The organism is Thermoplasmata archaeon (assembly GCA_035622275.1).
GTDB lineage: Archaea > Thermoplasmatota > Thermoplasmata > Lutacidiplasmatales > UBA184 > Lutacidiplasma.
The window spans coordinates 177,681-193,658 of the sequence record DASPVQ010000020.1; the positions used below are offsets into that span (position 1 = coordinate 177,681).

The window sequence follows — 15,978 nt, forward strand, 5'->3', positions numbered from 1 at the left end:
TCGGCGATCGCTTCCGGGCGGAGGAGGTAGGTCGGGCCTACGTGCGCCGGACCGACAGGCCCCCCGCCGGTAGGAGCGCCTGGAGCCGGGGACGCGTCAGTCCGAGCTCGCGCGCGAGCGCGACCTCCGTCGGCTCGCGCTCCCGCTCCTCGCCCGGAACCAGCACGACACGCAGGCGTCCCCGGGCCCGCAGCGCCGCCGGCGGGGCGGCCGACCAGAGCTCCTCGCCGTCGTAGTCGATCGTCCCGATCCCGATCTCGAGGGGCAGGTCCCGCAACGGGTGCTTCGTTCCCGAGATCACCCAGGCGCCCCGCGCCACGAACTCGCCGCTCGCTGCGGTCTTCGACACCTGGTCGGGCTCGACCCAGAAGGCCGAGGCCGAGGCGAGACCCGCCCGCCACGCCTTCGAAAAGACGACCGCGAACTGTCCGGCCTCCTGCAGCGTCGCCTCCCCCACCGTCGCCCCGGCCGCCGCCGGGTGCTTCACGACGACGCTCGCGGCGCCGTGGAGGTCGGCATGCACATACCGGTCGCCGTCCTTGAGGTGCCGTCGGACGAGCGCGTCGTTCGAGGCGGCGTCCCGGCCCGCGACGACGACCGTCCCCTCCGAGCTCAGGAACCAGCGGAACCGCTCGAACCAGTGGGCGCGGCCGGCCCGGGGCGACACCGTGGAGCGGGCCGGGGGCCGGGCCACCCCCGGCGGCGCGGCGCGCCTCGCCTCCGTCTCCGCGAGCGCGGCCTGCGCGCCGGCGAGTTTCGCCTGGAGCCGCTTGGCCTCCTCGAACAGCTCGCGCGCCGACTCGCGGGGCGTGGCATCCGCGCGGAGGGGTACGGCGCGCCCGCCGAGGATCGCTTCGACGATCCGGCCCTCGTGCCGGTCGAGGCGAGCCCGCTCCAGCGCCGCCTCGGCCTGCGGATAGTGCGCCAGGACGGCGTTGGCCATCTCCTGGAGACCGCGGACCCCTTCGCCCAGGGTGGTGACCGCGGCCGACTGCTGCTCGAGGAGTCGGTCGAGCTCGCGCCGCCGACGCGCCGCCTCCGCTTCCGCCGGCGAGGGTGGCGCGACGACGAGCGACGAGAAGAACTCGTGCGCGGCGGCCGAGAAGGTCGGCCGCTCGACGACCTCGATGCCCGGGGTCCCGGACCAGCGCTGCGAGGCGTACGGGGTCGCGTCCACGGCGCTACCGTCCCGAGTGTAGAGGAAGCCACGCGGCCGGTCCCCGACCTCGTCGATGAGCCGGGCGAGGGCCGCGTGGATCCCGGGCGCCAGCGCGGCGGCTCGGGCCGACGCCGCCTCCGAGCCCACCGCGCCGGCGCGCGCGATCACCTCCTCGGCGACCGGCCCTCCGAGGGAGAGGCGCGCGGCCAGCGTGCTCGCGAGGTCCGTCCGCGATCGGGCGAGCTCACCGTCGAGCTCGCGGACCGCGAGCTTCCACGGGTCGAGGCGCGTCGGCGGGCGAGAGTACTCGCTGCCCACCCGGAGCTGGCGGTGGGCCCAGCGTCGGGTCTCGGCGACGGCCGCGATCCGCCCGCCGCGCGCGACGATCAGGTTCCCCTTGCCGAACATCTCGAGCGCGAGCACGTACGGATCCGGCTCGTCGGTCCGGCCGAGGGTGACCTCGAGGTAGCGCTCGCCGGCCGGATCCGCGACCGAGCGGAGCGACGCTCCCGAGAGGAGGCGACGCATCTCGCGCGCCAGCGGCGAGAGCTCGTCGCGGTGCTCGGGCGCGTCATCGAGGAGCGCCGCGAAGCGACCGGGCACGAGCTCGAGCTCCCGTCGCCCCTCGCCGGGGACCCGGAAGGCGAGCGACCACCCGCCGCTCGGAAGGTCGAACGCCTTGTCGACCCGGGCCCTCGGGACCGCCCGGAGCTCGCGGACGAGCGCGAGCGTGTCGAGCGAGGTGAACCGGTCCTTCGGGGTCGGCTCGCCGGCCATCGCCCGTTCCCTCCGCGCGCCGCCGACCCGGCGTCACTCCTTAAGGGTTCGGCGGGGTCCCCCGATCGGATGGCCGAAGCAGCGACGGGCGCGACGGCCTGGCGGAGCCGCGCTCGCGCGTTCGCGGACCGGGAGATCCGCCCGGTCGCGGCCGCGATCGATCGGGACGATCGGATCCCCGACGGGATGCTCGCCGCCCTGGCCCGGGAGCGCTTCGTCGGGCTCGGGATCCCGGGCCGATGGGACGGCGCGGGGGGCGACGTGCGCGCGACGGCGGCCGTGCTGGAGGAGCTAGCCCGCGCGAGCGCCGCGGTCGCGGTGACGCTCTCCGTTCACCTGGCGGTCTGCGCGCGGCCGATCCTCGATCACGGCTCCGACGCGCAGCGCGAGCGCTACCTGCGGCCGCTCGCCCGGGGGGAGCGCATCGGCGCATTCGCGCTCACCGAGCCGGGCGCGGGCTCGGATGCGGCCCACATCGCGACCCGGTACCGGCGCGACGATGGGGACTTCGTGCTGCGCGGCACGAAGATGTTCACCTCGAACGCGGTGAGCGCCGGCACGATCCTCCTGTTCGCCACGCACGATCCCGCGCTCGAGGGTCGCGGGATCTCCGCCTTCATCGTCGCGCCCGGGACCCCGGGCTTCTCGGTCTCCCAGCGCCTGGACAAGCTCGGCCTGCGGGGCAGCGAGACGACCGAGCTCGTGCTCGACGAGGTCCGCCTGCCGGGGGACGCCCTCCTCGGGTCGGAGGGCTCCGGGCTGAGGATCGCCCTCGGCGCGCTCGCCGGCGGCCGCGTGGGCATCGCAAGCTGCGCCCTCGGCGTCGCCGAGGCCGCCTTCGAGACGCTGCGCGACGCGGTCCGGGACGATCCGGTCGACTGGAAGCGGATCCGGCTCGCGCGGGCCTTCGCCGAGCTCTCCGGCGCCCGGGCGCTCGTCGCGCTCGCGGCCGAGCGCGCGGACGCCGGGGCCTCCTCGGTACCCGACGCCTCGGTGGCGAAGCTCGTCGCCTCCCGGGCCGCGGTGTCGATCGCGTCGGCCGGCGTCGAGATTGCCGGCCCGAGCGGTGCCCGGGCCGATGCCCCGGCCGGCCGCCTGTATCGCGACGCGCGGGTGTTCCCGATCGTCGAGGGGACCACCGAGATCCAGGAGCTCATCCTCGGGCGCGCGCTCGCCGGTCCCCCCGACGAACCAAACGATAACTAACGCGCCGGGCTCCTGGGCGCATGGCGCGCCGCCGCCGGCCCGAAGCCCCGTCGCCGGAGACCGGCGGACGAGCGTCGACCCTGGCGCCGATCGAGCTGGCCGCGCTCGACGAGGGCGTGCGATCGGTCCTGGAGGAGGACGGCGTCCGGGCGCTCTATCCGCCGCAGGCCGCGGCGCTGCCATCGGTCCTCGCCGGCGAGAGCGTGCTCCTTTCCTGCCCGACCGCGAGCGGGAAGTCGCTGGTCGCCTACCTCGCCCTCCTGCGGGCCGCCCGTGCCGGGCGCACCGGCCTCTACCTCGTCCCGCTGCGCGCGCTCGCCCACGAGAAGGCCGAGGAGCTCGCCCGCTTCGAGCGGCTCGGGCTCAAGGTGGGCCTCTCGATCGGCGACTTCGACCTGCCGGCGGAGAAGCTCGAACGGCTCGACGTGCTCGTCGCGACCAGCGAGAAGGCGGACGGACTGCTGCGACGCGGCAGTCCCTGGCTCGATCGCCTCGGGGTGGTCGTGGCCGACGAGGTGCACCTGATGCGCGACCCCGAGCGCGGCCCGACGCTCGAGGTCGGCCTGACGCGGCTGCGGCGCGCGTACCCCGACCTCCAGGTCGTGGCGCTGTCGGCGACCGTCGGCAACTCCGAGCAGGTCGCGGCGTGGCTGCGCGCGCGGCACATCGGCAGCGACTTCCGACCGGTGCCGCTGAAGCTCGGCGTCTACCACGACGGCCGGATCACCTTCACCGACCTATCGACGCGCGAGATACCGGGGAGCGGCGAGGCGGTCCCCCGGCTGGTGGGCTCGATCCTGGCCGAGGGCGGGCAGGCGCTCGTCTTCGTCAGCACCCGTCGCGCGAGCGAGCAGCTGGCGGAGGCGCTCGTTCCGACCGTCCGCTCCCGGCTCGCGCCCGAGGAGCGCGCGCGGGCCCGCGCGGCCGTCGAGGAGCTCGGCGAGTCGAGCGACGAAGAGACGGAGGGCATGCGCCGACTCGCCGCGCTCATGCCCCACGGGGTCGCCTACCACAACGCCTCGCTCACGAATCCGGAGCGCCGCGCGGTCGAGCGCGCGTTCCGGGACCGGGTGCTGAAGGTCCTCACCGCGACGCCGACGCTCGCCGCCGGCATCAACCTGCCAGCGCGCCGGGTCATCGTGCGCGACACGACCCGCTACGACGACCGCCTCGGCATGCAGGCCCCGATCCCCGCGACCGAGGTCCACCAGATGCTCGGCCGCGCCGGGCGGCCCCGCTTCGACGCGTACGGGGAGGCGCTGCTCCTCGCCCGGACGCCCGAGGACGAGGACCGCCTCCTCGACCGCTACCTCTCCGCCCCCCCCGAGGCGGTCGAGAGCCGACTCGCCGCCGAGCCGGCACTGCGGATGCACGTGCTCGCCCTCGTCGCGAGCGGCGCCGTCCGGGACGAGGCCGAGCTCGAATCGTTCTTCGCCTCGACGTTCTACGGCTACTGCCGGCCGCTGGACGAGCTAGAGGGCACCGTCGCGACCGTGCGGCGCTTCTTGGAGGAGAACGACTTCCTCGTGCGCGGGTCCGAACTCCGGGCCACCCCGTTCGGGGCGCTCACGAGCGAGCTGTACCTCGACCCGCTGAGCGCGCTCGTCCTGCGCCAGGTGCTCGAGCGCGCCCCGCTGGGGGTCGGCGCCTTCGCGCTCCTCTCGGCGATCGCCGCCACGCCCGACCTCCCTCCGCTCTTCCTGCGGACGGCCGAGGAGCCGGAGCTGCTCGGGCGTTACACCGACGAGGCGGAGGAACTGCTCGTCAAGCCGGAGGAGCCGCCGCTCGAGCTCGACCTCGAGAGCTACCTCGCGACCCTGAAGACCGCGAGCGTACTGGAGGCGTGGGTCAACGAGGTCCCGATCGTCGAGATCACCGAGCGCTTCGGCATCGGCGCCGGCGACCTCCGTTCGAAGGTCGAGGACGCCGAGTGGCTGGCGTTCGGCCTCGGGCGGCTCGCGAGCCGCTTCCAGCGCCGGCTCGCGCGGCCGATCGACGACCTGTCGCTGCGGATCCGCTACGGCGCGACCGAGGAGCTGCTCGACCTGGTCCGGCTGAAGGGCGTCGGCCGCGTGCGCGCGCGCCAGCTCTTCCGCGCGGGCTACCCCGACCGCGAGGCACTGCACCGGGCCCCGTTCGACCGCATCGAGCACGCGCTGCGCTCGGCCCATCTGGCGGAGATGGTGCTCAGCCAGCTTCGGCGTCCCGGGCCGTCGGCGCCGCCAGCGGCGGTCCCGGCGCCGGCGCGCCGCCCACCGGCGGCACGTCCCACGGTGCGCCCGCTCGAGGAATTCCCCGAGGATTCGGGCTGACGACCCACTCGTCGATCGGGGTCATCACCCGCACGAGCGAGCGGGTCCCCCCCAGGCCCCCCGTGCGGACCTCCCGCCGGACGTAGCCGGCCTGCTCGAGCCGAACGATACGCCGCCAGAGCGTCGTGGGCGGCAGCGGCGAGAGCCCGAGCGCCCGCGCGTAGCGCGCCTCGAGCCGGCGCACGTCGCCGACGACGGCCTCGGCCCCCCGAGCTGCGTCCTCGATCGCCCGCACGACGCTCGATTCGATCGAGATCGAGAGCAGGCGCCGCCGACCGGCCGGCGCGCGGGGACGCAGGGTAGGAGACGGTCCCAGAAGCGCCCGCCGCAGAAGATCGATCGCGCGGACCGCGCCGCCTCCCTCCTCGACCGCCCGGTGGACGAGTCGTCCCACGAGCTCGACCGGAGGTTCTCGCCCGAGGGCCCGCTCGGCCCGGTCGTCGACGATCGCCCGGAGCTCCTGCGTCGTATACGGTGACAGCGCGACGAACGGGGCGATCCTCCAGCGACCGGATAGCGCCCGCTCGGCCTGGGCGAGCGCGGACGGACTGCCCGCGAGGACGGTCCACAGCGGCGGCAGTCCGGATTCTCCCTCGGGGAGGAAGCGGTCGGGTTCGCCGAAGGCGCGCAGGATGGGCCCGAGCTCGGGCCCGCCGGAGTAGAGGTCGTCGAGCACGATGACCGTGGGCCGCCCCTCGCGCCGCAGCCGTCGCAGGAAGCCGGCCAGGATCTCCGCCACGGGAAAGCCGCGGCCGTCGAAGCCCTCGTCGAGGGCCGTGAGGAGCGCGCTCGCGACCCCGTGCGTGCCCCGGGCGCCCGCGACCCGCAGCGCGAGATAGCGCGGGGCGCGCGGTCCCCCGGACGCCCGGAGGCGTTCCGCGAGCTCCCGGGCCGCACGCCGGGCGCAGGCGCTGGTGCCCGACCCGCGCTCGCCGACCGCCGCCACCACCCACGGCGGGGGGGCCCGCGGGCTCGGCGGATCGAGGCGGCGCAGCAGCTCGGCGACCGCCCGCTCCCGGCCGAGCACTACGGGCGGCAGCCAGTCCCGGGCGAGTACCTCGGCATGCGCGACCGGCAGCATCCGGTGGCTGTATAACTCACGAATATAAGAATTCTAATAATCGCACCGTTCAGCCGCAAAAGCGCTATGCGAATCCCCCGCTGACACGAGCGATGGCCGCGCCGCAAGAGAGCCGGCCGCTCCGCCTCCTCTTCCGCAACCTATTGCTCGTCGTCCTGCTCGCGACGGGGATCTACCTGCTCTTCAGCGTCTTCAATGCGACGCTGCTCCACCGGCTGACAGGGCTGCAGATCCTCCTGCTCGAGGCGGGAGCGATCGTCCTGCTCGCCTACGCGGTCGCGAAAGCGTTCACGGGCGCCGCGAATGCGGTCATGCGACAACAGGGCCAGCTCGCGCACGGCGCGGCGGTCCGACTCTTCTTCAACATCCTCATCGGCATCGCCGCAGTCTTCGCGCTCGCCCACCTCGCCGGGGTCTCGATCGAGTCGATCTTCCTCGGGAGCGCCTTCGCCGGGATCGTCCTCGGCCTCGCGGCCCAGACGGTCCTGTCCAACGTCTTCGCGGGCCTCCTGCTCGTCGTGGCGAGCCCGTTCCGCCCGGGCGACCGGGTCGGGATCATCTCCTCGAGCTACGGGGCGTTCGCGCCGAGCTACCCGCACGAGCTCGTCTACCCCGCCTACGCCGGGACCGTCGAGGACATCGAGCTCATCTACACGGTCCTGCGCCTCGACACCGGCGGCGTCGCCAAGGTGCCGAACTCGGTCGTCCTGAGCGCGCTCACCGTCCTCCCCCGGCCGGATGTGCCCCGCGTGCACCGGGTCCGCATGACGTTCCCGCTCGCGGTCGACGTCCACCGCGTCGAGGCCGCGCTCGCCGACGTGCTTGCTGCTTTCCCCGACGACGCGGGGCGCCTTCCGCCCAAGCTCGAGGTGACCGACATCTCGGTGGCCAGCTGGGACGGGGTGATCCTCGTCGCCTCCCGCATCCAGGACGATGGGCTCGTGCGCGACCGCGTGATGCGTGCCGTGCTCGCCCGGCTGCCGTCGGCCGGCCCGCCGGCCTAGCGGCCCGACGCGGCTTTAAGTTCGTTCGCCGCTCGGGCCGCCCGAAAGCATGCCCTACCGGGTCACGCTCATCCCGGGCGACGGGATCGGTCCCGAGGTCACGGCGGCCGCCCTGAAGGTCGCGGAGTCGACCGGGGTCGGCTTCGACTGGGAGGTCGTCGAGGCGGGCGAGAAGGCGATCAAGCGGACGGGCAACCCGTTGCCCGACGCGGTCCTCGACTCGATCCGCAAGAACCGCCTCGCGCTCAAGGGGCCGATCACGACACCGATCGGCAGCGGGTTCCGCTCGGTGAACGTCGCGCTGCGCCAGCAGCTCGACCTGTTCGCGTCGGTCCGACCCGCGCGCGCCATCGCGGGTGAGGGCACCCGCTTTCCCGAGACCGATCTCATCGTCGTGCGCGAGGCGACGGAGGGACTGTACTCCGGCGTCGAGCACTGGGTCGACCGCGACCACAACGCGGCCGAGACGGTCAACATCATCACGCGCAAGGCGTCCGACCGGATCATCAAGTTCGCGTTCGAGCTCGCGCGTCGCCAACGGCGCAAGCGCGTGACCGCGGTCCACAAGGCGAACATCATGAAGACGACCGGGGCGCTCTTCCAGACCGCGTTCCGCGAGCTGGCGGTGAAGTACCCGGACATCCAGTCCGACGAGCGCCTGATCGACAACATGTGCATGCAGCTCGCCAAGAAGCCCGAGGACTACGACGTGCTGGTCACGACGAACCTCTTCGGCGACATCCTCAGCGACCTGACCGCCGGCCTCGCCGGCGGGCTCGGCGTGGCGCCGGGCGCCCTCTACGGCGACGAGCTCGCGGTCTTCGAGCCGGTCCACGGCTCGGCACCGAAGTACGCGGGCCTCGACAAGGCCGACCCGGTCGCGGAGATCCTGTGCGTCGAGCTGCTGCTGCGGCATGTGGGCGAGAGCGAGGCCGCCGACCGGGTCTTCCGCGCGGTCTGGGAGACGATCGCCGAGAAGAAGGTCGTCACCTACGACCTCGCGCTTCCCGGCTACACGCTACGACCGGTCCCGCCGTCGTCGTGCTCGGCGATGGCCGCCGAGATCGCCCGCAAGGTCCCCGAGGTCGACCTCGACGCGCCGCTCCCGCGCCCGGCGGCGGTCGCGGCGGGCGCGGACGGCCAGCTCGACTCCTGAGGCCCTAGTCGCCGACGACCTTCACGATCACGCGCTTGGGGCGCTCGCCGTCGAACTCGGCGTAGTAGACCTGCTCCCACGGCCCGAGATCGAGATCGCCACGGGTCACCGGCAGAACGACCTGGTGGCCGAGCAGTAGGTTCTCCAAGTGCGCGTTGCCGTTCGACTCGCCCGTCCGGTGGTGCTCGTAGTCGCCGGGGGGCGCGAGCCGGTCCGCCCAGGCTGCGATGTCCTTCAGCAGGCCGGACTCGGCGTCGTTCACGTACACGGCGGCGGTGATGTGCATCGACGAAACGAGCACGAGGCCGTCGTCGATGCCGCTCGAGCGCACGATCGCGCGAACGCGTTCGGTGATGTTGACGAACTCGCGGGGCGCCCGCGTATGCAGGACCAGGTACTCGGTCCGGCTCGGCACGCGCCGAAGACTCCGAGGACAGGTTTAAGGTCGCAGGACGACCCTCGACGGCCGAGGCGATCGTGGCGAGCCCCCGCGCCGTCCGCATCCCCCGCAGCCGCGGTGTCGCCGAGGCAGCGGGCGCGCCCGGTCCCGGGGTCGTGGCCTCCGAGGCCACCGTGCCGGCACCGGGCGCGGAGATTCGGCGGAACCGGGCGGGTCGACAGCGGGCGATCCGGATCGCGACGATCTACCTGCTCGCGCTCGTCGCGCTGTACCTGTTCTTCGTGGGCCTCGACCGGATCGCGCCGGGCGGCTCCAGCGCGACCGCGGCGACCGGGCTGCTCTACTTCAGCGCGATCGCCGCGGGCCTCGCGCTCGCGGGCCTGTACGTGACGCTGTCGCCGGCGCCGCGGACGATCGAGGTTTCGGCGTCCGCCGTGACCGTCGTCGAGTGGACCGGGCGGCGCCGGGAGTTCCCGCCGCTGGAGAACCTGCGCGTCGCCGTGCGGCGACGATTCCCGCCGAGCTTCCTCGCCTCCGAACCGGTCGAGGCGGTCGAGCTCACGGTGGGCCGGCGCCAATTCACCTACCAGGTCGCTGAGGGGCTCCTGTCGACCGGCCGCTAGGCCGCGCCGACCACGCGATTCACTCGAGCAGGTCTTCGAGCTCGCTCGCGACCAGCGTCAGCAGCTGGTCCAGCGATCGGTTCTTGAGCTCGGTGATCTGGCCGCCGTCGGTCTCGAGCCGGGCCATGAACTCGTCGCCATCGCGGACGAACGACAGGGACAGGACGTGCACGCGGCCGAGCGGGCGCGCGGGCGTCGGGGTCTCCGCGGTCGCCTTGGGCGCGCTCGGGGCCTTCGGGGCCGGGCGGGGCCTCACCGGGGCGCGCGCCGGGGCGGGCCGATGGGCCGGTCGCTTCGCCGCCGGCTGGGGCCGGGCGGGCCGGGCCTTCGCCTTCGTCTTCTGACGGCGGGACGACGGCATCGCTCGGCGCCTCGAAGCGGGCGCACCAAGCCCCCCTATTTATGAGTATGGTCGCCGAGAGCGGTCGCCGGTCGCCGCCGGCGACGCTGGAGCGACAGGTATAGGTCGGACCGCCGCTCCGGACGGGCCGATGAACGGCGCCGGCCGGGGCGCGGAGGCGACGGGCGAGGGCCCGCGCGCCGAACCCGCGCTGCGCCCCGAGACCGCTCTGCTGCTCGCCGGACTCGCGCTGATCCTCGTCTTTCTCGCGCTGGAGCCGTTCCTGTCCTATGCCCTGTTCGGCTCCGACACCGGCGAGTACTACGGGCTCACCGCGGCGCTCGTCGCGAGCGGTCACGTGCCGACCGGGGCCGCCTACGGGGGCTGGGGGACCGCCTACCCCGACTTCCCCGGCATCTTCGTGCTCAGCGGCGCGGGGTCCGGCGCCCTCGGCCTGAGCCCGTTCACGGCGCTGACCACGATCGTGCCGGTGGTCGCGGTGCTGTCGGTACTCCCGCTCTTCCTGCTGTTCCGCCGGCTCTACCCGCACGACGGGGTCGCGCTGCTGGCGGCGGCGGTCGCTTCCCTCGCGATGCCGCGCCTGTTCTCGATCGCGCACCCGGCCCCGCTCGCGCTCGGCGACTTCCTCGCCGTCGCGGCGATGTGGATCTTCCTCGAGACGCGTCGGGATGTCCGCTGGTACCTGCCGCTCGCCCTGGTCTCGGGCGCTCTCATCGTCACCCACCACCTGTCGACGTATTTCTTCGCGGTCGGGGCGCTCGGCGGTCTCGTCCTCCTGGAACTGTGGCGACCGGCCCTGTGGAGCCGCCGGTTCCCAACGCGCGAGTTCGTCTACCTCGGCGCGCTCGCGACCGCCACGTTCGCGTTCTGGTGCTTCGGCACCGTCGAGTTCGTCGCGAAGGTGATCGATCCGATCTTTCCGCATCCGCCCGCGGTCGCCGTCGTGTTCGCGCTCCTCGAAGCGGGCGCGCTGAGCGCGCTCGTCCTCCTCGGGCTGCTCCTGCGATGGCGCCGCGCGCGCTTCCGCCCGACGCGGGCCTGGGTCCGCCGGCCCAGCGACCCTAGCGTCCTGCGCGACGCCCTGCTGATCGCGGTCGGCGTCTTCGGCGGGATCGCGGCCCTGCTCGTGGTCCCGATCCCGGGCACCACCCAGACGACGAGCGCCGCGGCGATCCTGTGGTTCTCCCCGCTCCTCGCGCTCGTCGTGTTCACGACCGGGACCCGGCGCGCGACGCGGACCGCCCGCCTGGGGCCCCTCGGCCTGACCTGGCTCGGCACGATCGCGCTCAGCGCGATCGCGACGCTGGGCGCGGGCGTGGTCTTCGGGACCGCGGGCAGCAGCCTGGCGGCCGCGATCCCTCCGTCGCGCCATGCGGAGTACCTCTTCCTGCCCCTCGGGCTCCTCATCGCCGTCGGGGCGGCCCGATTGCTCGCCCGGCTCGGCGACCGCGCCGGCCGCCGGGCGTTCGTCGCCGGGGCGATCGGGCTGGTCGCGATCCTGGGCGCCAACGCCGCGATCGTGTACCCACCGCAGTCCGACCTCGGCGGGTTCGAGGAGGGATTGACCCACGCGGACGCCGGCATCTGGTCCTGGATCGGGATCGCGGAGCCGCCGACCTCCGTCGTCGCGAGCGACCACCGGCTCAGCTCGATGATCTTCGGCTTCGACGGGAACCCCGCCACGTGGGACTCGACGCCCGCGCTCTTCACGGGATCGAACTGGTCGAACGCGCGGGCCGAGCTGCTGTCGTCGGGGGCCCCCTACGTCCACCACCCGATCGACCTGGTCGCCGTCGATTCGGTCATGTACGGCGGCGTCGCCCTCGATCCGAGCTCCGCGGCGCTTCCGCTGAGCGCCGCGGCGATCGCCTGGCTGGGCGGGATGCCGTTCGTCCCGCTCTACGAGAGCGGAGCAAACGACGTCTATCTCGTCGACGCGAGCGCGCTGTCGGCGTAGCGCGCGATCGAGCCGTCCCGGGCCCAGGCGTCGATCGGGACGGGGCTCTCGGCCGCGAGGTCCGCGAGGATCCGACGGGCCCAATCGAGCTTCGCGAGCTTGCGCCGGCGCGCAGCCGGATCCGGCTCCTCGACGGAGCCGAAGTCGAAGCCCCAGAGCAGGACTCGCCGGGCCCCCACGTGCTCGGCGAGGTAGGCGGCCCGGTCCCCGTCCGTGAATCCGCCGACGTCGAACAGACCGGCGCGCGGCGGCCCCGACCAGCTGCCGGCGAGCTCGCCGGGGAACTGGGGGACCCACTGCTCCAGGGCGGGCCGGTTGTCGCCGTGCGCGTGCACGACCACGAGGCTGCCCCGCCGGTTGGCCGCCACCTCGGCGGCGACCGGCCCGTCCAGGTCGGACGCGATCACGGACGGCACGAGCCCGGCATCGAGGCAGGTCGCCGCGGCGCCGTCGGCGGCCACCACCACCGGCCCCGCCGCGTCCGCGGGCAGCCGCCACAGCGGCGGCGGCCCCGCACCCGGGGCGAGGCCGACGACGACGACCTCCCGCCCGCGCAGGCGCCGGGCGACGCGCTCGAGCGGCTCGGCGCGGGCCGCGGCCGGCAACAGGTCGACGAGGCGCTCGGCCGCCCGCTCCTCGGCATCCAGCGGGAAGCCGAACGCCTGCCGGAGGCGCTCGTACTGCGGCGCCCAGCGCGCGTACTCCACTTTGCGCCGAAAGTCCGGCGGACGCTTTATAATGGAGCCCCTGCTCATCGGCCGATAGGGTTACCGCCGTGATGCGACCGCTCGCTCAGGAGATCCTGTCCCACCTGCCCGGAGACTCGAGGCGCGCCTCCGAGGCCCCTCCGCCCCCGTCGAGCGACGACGCCGAGCTCGAGGCGGTGCTGGCGTCGCTGAAGACGAACATCAAGGTCGTCGGGTGCGGCGGTGGCGGCTGCAACACGATCAACCGGCTCGCCGAGGAGGGCCTCGCGGGCGCGGACATGGTCGCCTGCAACACCGACGCCCAGCACCTGCTCACGATCCACGCGCCGAAGAAGATCCTGCTCGGCCGGCGCCTCACGCGCGGCCTCGGCGCCGGGGCGCTGCCGCAGGTCGGCGAGCAGGCGGCGCGGGAGGCGGAGGAGGAGATCAAGAAGGCGCTGCAGAACTCCGACATGGTGTTCATCACCCTCGGGCTCGGCGGCGGTACGGGGACCGGCTCGGCCCCGGTCGTCGCGCAGGCCGCCAAGGACGCGAACGGCGGCAACCCGCTGACGATCGCGGTCTGCACGCTCCCGTTCGCCTCGGAGGGCCTCGTGCGCGCCGAGAACGCGATGTGGGGGCTCGAGCGCCTGCGCTCGACGATCGACACCGTGATCACGATCCCGAACGACCGGCTCCTGGAGCTCGTGCCGCGCCTCCCGATCCAGACGGCGTTCAAGGTCGCCGACTCCGTCCTCGCGCGCGCGATCCGGGGGATCACCGAGATCATCACGCGGCCGGGGCTCGTCAACCTCGACTTCAACGACCTGCGCACGATCATGAAGGGCGGCGGGGTCGCCCTGATCGGCATCGGCGAGTCCGAGAGCGACAACCGCGCCGAGGACGCGGTGCTCGAGGCGATCAACTCCCCGCTCCTCCACGTCGACATCGCCGGCGCGACCGGCGCGCTGATCAACGTCACCGGCGGGCCCGACATGACCGTGAGCGAGGCGCAGAAGGCCGCGGAGGTCGTCCAGAAGGCGATCAGCCCCACCGCACGGATTATCTGGGGTGCGGCCGTCGATCCCACGATGCAGAGCACGATCCGGGTGATGCTGGTGGTGACCGGTGTTAAATCCCCCCAGATTTTCGGCACGACCTCGTCGGGGAAGGGACCGGTGAGGCCCTCCGGGCCGGACCTCGACGTCGTGCGGTAGGGAACCCCCATGGCCTTCCTCGATCGGGCGCGGCGCGCGCAGGAGTCGTTCGACGGGCGACTGCGCACCTTCGGGCACGGCCGCTACGGGCGGATCCTGCGCATGGCCCGCCGGCCGACCTCCGAGGAGTACGTCAAGGTCCTGGAGGTGACCTGGCTCGGCGCGGTGCTGATCGGCCTCACGGGCTTCGCGCTCTACATCTTCTTCTCCCAGGTCGGCCCCTGGCTGTGGGTAAACGTATTCTCGGGGCTCTAGGTTCGCCGCCGGCCCCACGGACCCCATGACCGACCCTTCGGACGACGACGACGGCATCGGCCTACTCTCCGGTGGGCCGACGGACGCGCCGCCCAAGCCGGTCCCCGCGGTGAGCGCGCCCGCACCGGCACCGCCCGCGGCGAGCGTCCCAACCCCTCCGAAACCCGAGGTGACGAGCTTCCTTTCCCTCAAGGCGGCGGACGACACGGCGCGGGAGGTCACGGCCGGCACCGTGACGACGCTCTCGGCCGTGCTCTCCAGCCGTGCCGGCGAGTCCCTCACCGTCCCGCTCGGGATCGAGGTCGCGTACACCTCCACCTACCCCGGCGAGGGCGCGGAGTGGCCCGTGCGCTGGACGCCGCCCGGCAAGAAGACGAGCGTGGAGCTGTTCGCCCGCAAGGTGACGTCGCCCGTCGCGATCGCGGCCGGCACCGGCGTCCCCCTCTCGTTCGAGATCACCGCGCCGGTCGGCGTGCGTTACGGGGACCGGGTCGAGGTCCGCCTTTCCGTCGCCGACCCGGACGGCGGCACGCCCGTCCGCCTCACGCTCGCGTCGGTGGCCCGCCAGGCGGTGCTCGCGATCAAGACCTCCCGCGGGTACGAGCGCGAGGTCGCCGACACGCTCTTCGCGCGGAACGACGACAAGCCGGACGTCGTCTTCGCGCTGCTCGTGCCGAGCGCCCTGCGCGGCTACGTCTTCGCCGAGGGGATGAGCTTCGAGGGCGTCCGGGAGATGCTCAAGGGGATCCGCAAGGCGCGCGGCCTCGTCGAGGGCGAGACGACCCTGAAGGAGGTCGAGCCGCTCCTCGTGCCCAAGATCACGGTCGAAGGGTTCGTCGAGGGGGCCATCGTCGAGCTCATTAGCGGGCCGTTCAAGGGCGAGAAGGCCCGCGTCAAGAAGATCGACCAGACCAAGGAGGAGATCACGGTGGAGCTGATCGAGGCCGTCGTGCCGATCCCCGTCACGGTCCGCGGCGACCACGTCCGGATGCTCGAAAAGGGAGGCGGCAAGAGTGGCGGTTGAGGTGAGCGTCCTGGTCGAGGGCGGCAAGGCGGCGGCCGGCGCGACGCTCGGCAGCGCCCTCGGGCCGCTCGGGGTCAACGTGGGCCAGGTCGTCGCGAAGATCAACGAGGAGACCCGCCAGTTCGCCGGCATGCGGGTGCCGGTGGTCATCCGCGTCGACCCGGGGACCCGCGCCTTCACGCTCGTCGTCGGCCGGCCGCCGGTCGCGGCGCTGCTGCTCAAGGAGGCCGGCAAGGAGAAGGGCTCGGGCAAGCCCAAGGGCGAGGTGATCGGCGACGTCAGCCTCGCCGCGGTGCAGCGGATCGCGGACGCGAAGGGGGACGACCTGTTCGGCCGGTCGATCGAGGAGCGGATGAACCAGGTCATCGGCACGTGCGTCTCGCTCGGTCTCACGGTCGGGGGCGAGGACCCGCGCACGCTGCTGAAGACCCGCGTCGCCGCCCGGGGCGCCCGATGATGGCCGGCGCGCCGGGGCAGCCGCCGGACCTCGCGAACGCCGAGATCGTCGACTACGAGACCGTCGGGGGGGACGGCAAGCTGCGCCTGAAGCTCAAGGACGGATCGATCGTCGAGATCCGTCTCGAGATCATGAACATCCTGCGGGCCGGCAACGACCCCAACACCGGTCTCCCCGCCTACGTGGTCCAGTCCGCTCCGCTGGTGCGCCTGGTCGAGTGCCCCAAGGAGCTGCGCAAGCCGCCGCTCCGCCCGGGCGCGAAGGACCCGAAGGCGATCGCGGGCTTCGGCTAGGCGGCCGCCC

The 15,978-nt window shown here is 73.5% G+C and carries 15 protein-coding genes; 11 read left to right on the forward strand and 4 right to left on the reverse strand.

Annotated features, from left to right (window positions below; translation table 11 throughout):
* Positions 1-37 precede the first annotated feature (37 nt).
* Entirely contained in the window at positions 38-1,936 is a 1,899-nt protein-coding gene (rqcH, locus tag VEL82_06285; GenBank protein HXW67463.1) for a ribosome rescue protein RqcH, read from the reverse strand.
* Between the two features lie 69 nt (positions 1,937-2,005).
* Between rqcH and VEL82_06290 the strand changes: the two genes are divergently transcribed.
* The 4 genes from VEL82_06290 (at position 2,006) to VEL82_06305 (ending at position 8,695) form a co-directional block, all read left to right on the forward strand.
* A complete protein-coding gene (locus VEL82_06290) occupies positions 2,006-3,142 on the forward strand; it encodes an acyl-CoA dehydrogenase family protein (GenBank protein ID HXW67464.1) in 1,137 nt (378 codons plus the stop codon).
* 20 nt (positions 3,143-3,162) lie between these two features.
* Positions 3,163-5,454, forward strand: a complete 2,292-nt coding sequence (locus VEL82_06295) for a DEAD/DEAH box helicase (GenBank protein HXW67465.1) — start codon at positions 3,163-3,165, stop codon at positions 5,452-5,454.
* Between the two features lie 1,173 nt (positions 5,455-6,627).
* Positions 6,628-7,539: a mechanosensitive ion channel family protein gene (locus tag VEL82_06300; GenBank protein ID HXW67466.1), complete on the forward strand. Its 912-nt coding sequence runs from the start codon at positions 6,628-6,630 to the stop codon at positions 7,537-7,539.
* Positions 7,540-7,588: 49 nt separating this feature from the next.
* Entirely contained in the window at positions 7,589-8,695 is a 1,107-nt protein-coding gene (locus VEL82_06305; protein ID HXW67467.1) for an isocitrate/isopropylmalate dehydrogenase family protein, read from the forward strand.
* Positions 8,696-8,699: 4 nt separating this feature from the next.
* On the opposite strand, the gene VEL82_06310 is transcribed toward VEL82_06305, so the two are convergent.
* A complete protein-coding gene (locus VEL82_06310) occupies positions 8,700-9,110 on the reverse strand; it encodes a secondary thiamine-phosphate synthase enzyme YjbQ (protein ID HXW67468.1) in 411 nt (136 codons plus the stop codon).
* A 62-nt stretch (positions 9,111-9,172) separates the two neighbouring features.
* On the opposite strand from VEL82_06310, the gene VEL82_06315 reads away from it, so the two are divergent.
* Positions 9,173-9,718: a hypothetical protein gene (locus tag VEL82_06315; protein ID HXW67469.1), complete on the forward strand. Its 546-nt coding sequence runs from the start codon at positions 9,173-9,175 to the stop codon at positions 9,716-9,718.
* 19 nt (positions 9,719-9,737) lie between these two features.
* On the opposite strand, the gene VEL82_06320 is transcribed toward VEL82_06315, so the two are convergent.
* Entirely contained in the window at positions 9,738-10,079 is a 342-nt protein-coding gene (locus VEL82_06320; GenBank protein ID HXW67470.1) for a hypothetical protein, read from the reverse strand.
* Positions 10,080-10,209: 130 nt separating this feature from the next.
* On the opposite strand from VEL82_06320, the gene VEL82_06325 reads away from it, so the two are divergent.
* Entirely contained in the window at positions 10,210-12,036 is a 1,827-nt protein-coding gene (locus tag VEL82_06325) for a hypothetical protein (protein HXW67471.1), read from the forward strand.
* Here the strand turns inward: VEL82_06325 and VEL82_06330 are convergent.
* The gene (locus VEL82_06330; GenBank protein ID HXW67472.1) at positions 12,003-12,743 is read right to left on the reverse strand and encodes a 6-hydroxymethylpterin diphosphokinase MptE-like protein; all 741 of its coding nucleotides are present in this window, start codon (positions 12,741-12,743) and stop codon (positions 12,003-12,005) included. The genes VEL82_06325 and VEL82_06330 overlap by 34 nt on opposite strands.
* Before the next feature lie 71 nt (positions 12,744-12,814).
* Between VEL82_06330 and ftsZ the strand changes: the two genes are divergently transcribed.
* Genes ftsZ through VEL82_06355 form a run of 5 tightly spaced genes read left to right on the forward strand, consistent with a single transcriptional unit; the run spans position 12,815 to position 15,968 of the window.
* Positions 12,815-13,939 carry a cell division protein FtsZ gene (gene ftsZ / locus VEL82_06335; GenBank protein HXW67473.1) on the forward strand — a complete coding sequence of 375 codons (1,125 nt, stop codon included), beginning with the start codon at positions 12,815-12,817 and terminating at the stop codon, positions 13,937-13,939.
* A gap of 9 nt (positions 13,940-13,948) precedes the next feature.
* A complete protein-coding gene (locus tag VEL82_06340; GenBank protein ID HXW67474.1) occupies positions 13,949-14,194 on the forward strand; it encodes a protein translocase SEC61 complex subunit gamma in 246 nt (81 codons plus the stop codon).
* Between the two features lie 25 nt (positions 14,195-14,219).
* Positions 14,220-15,218 carry a transcription elongation factor Spt5 gene (locus VEL82_06345; GenBank protein ID HXW67475.1) on the forward strand — a complete coding sequence of 333 codons (999 nt, stop codon included), beginning with the start codon at positions 14,220-14,222 and terminating at the stop codon, positions 15,216-15,218.
* Positions 15,208-15,675 (forward strand): 50S ribosomal protein L11, encoded by a 468-nt coding sequence (locus VEL82_06350; GenBank protein ID HXW67476.1) that lies wholly within the window; start codon positions 15,208-15,210, stop codon positions 15,673-15,675. Before VEL82_06345 ends, VEL82_06350 begins: the two co-directional genes overlap by 11 nt.
* On the forward strand, positions 15,672-15,968 hold the full coding sequence (locus tag VEL82_06355) for a hypothetical protein (GenBank protein ID HXW67477.1): 297 nt from the start codon (positions 15,672-15,674) through the stop codon (positions 15,966-15,968). Before VEL82_06350 ends, VEL82_06355 begins: the two co-directional genes overlap by 4 nt.
* Positions 15,969-15,978: the final 10 nt, after the last annotated feature.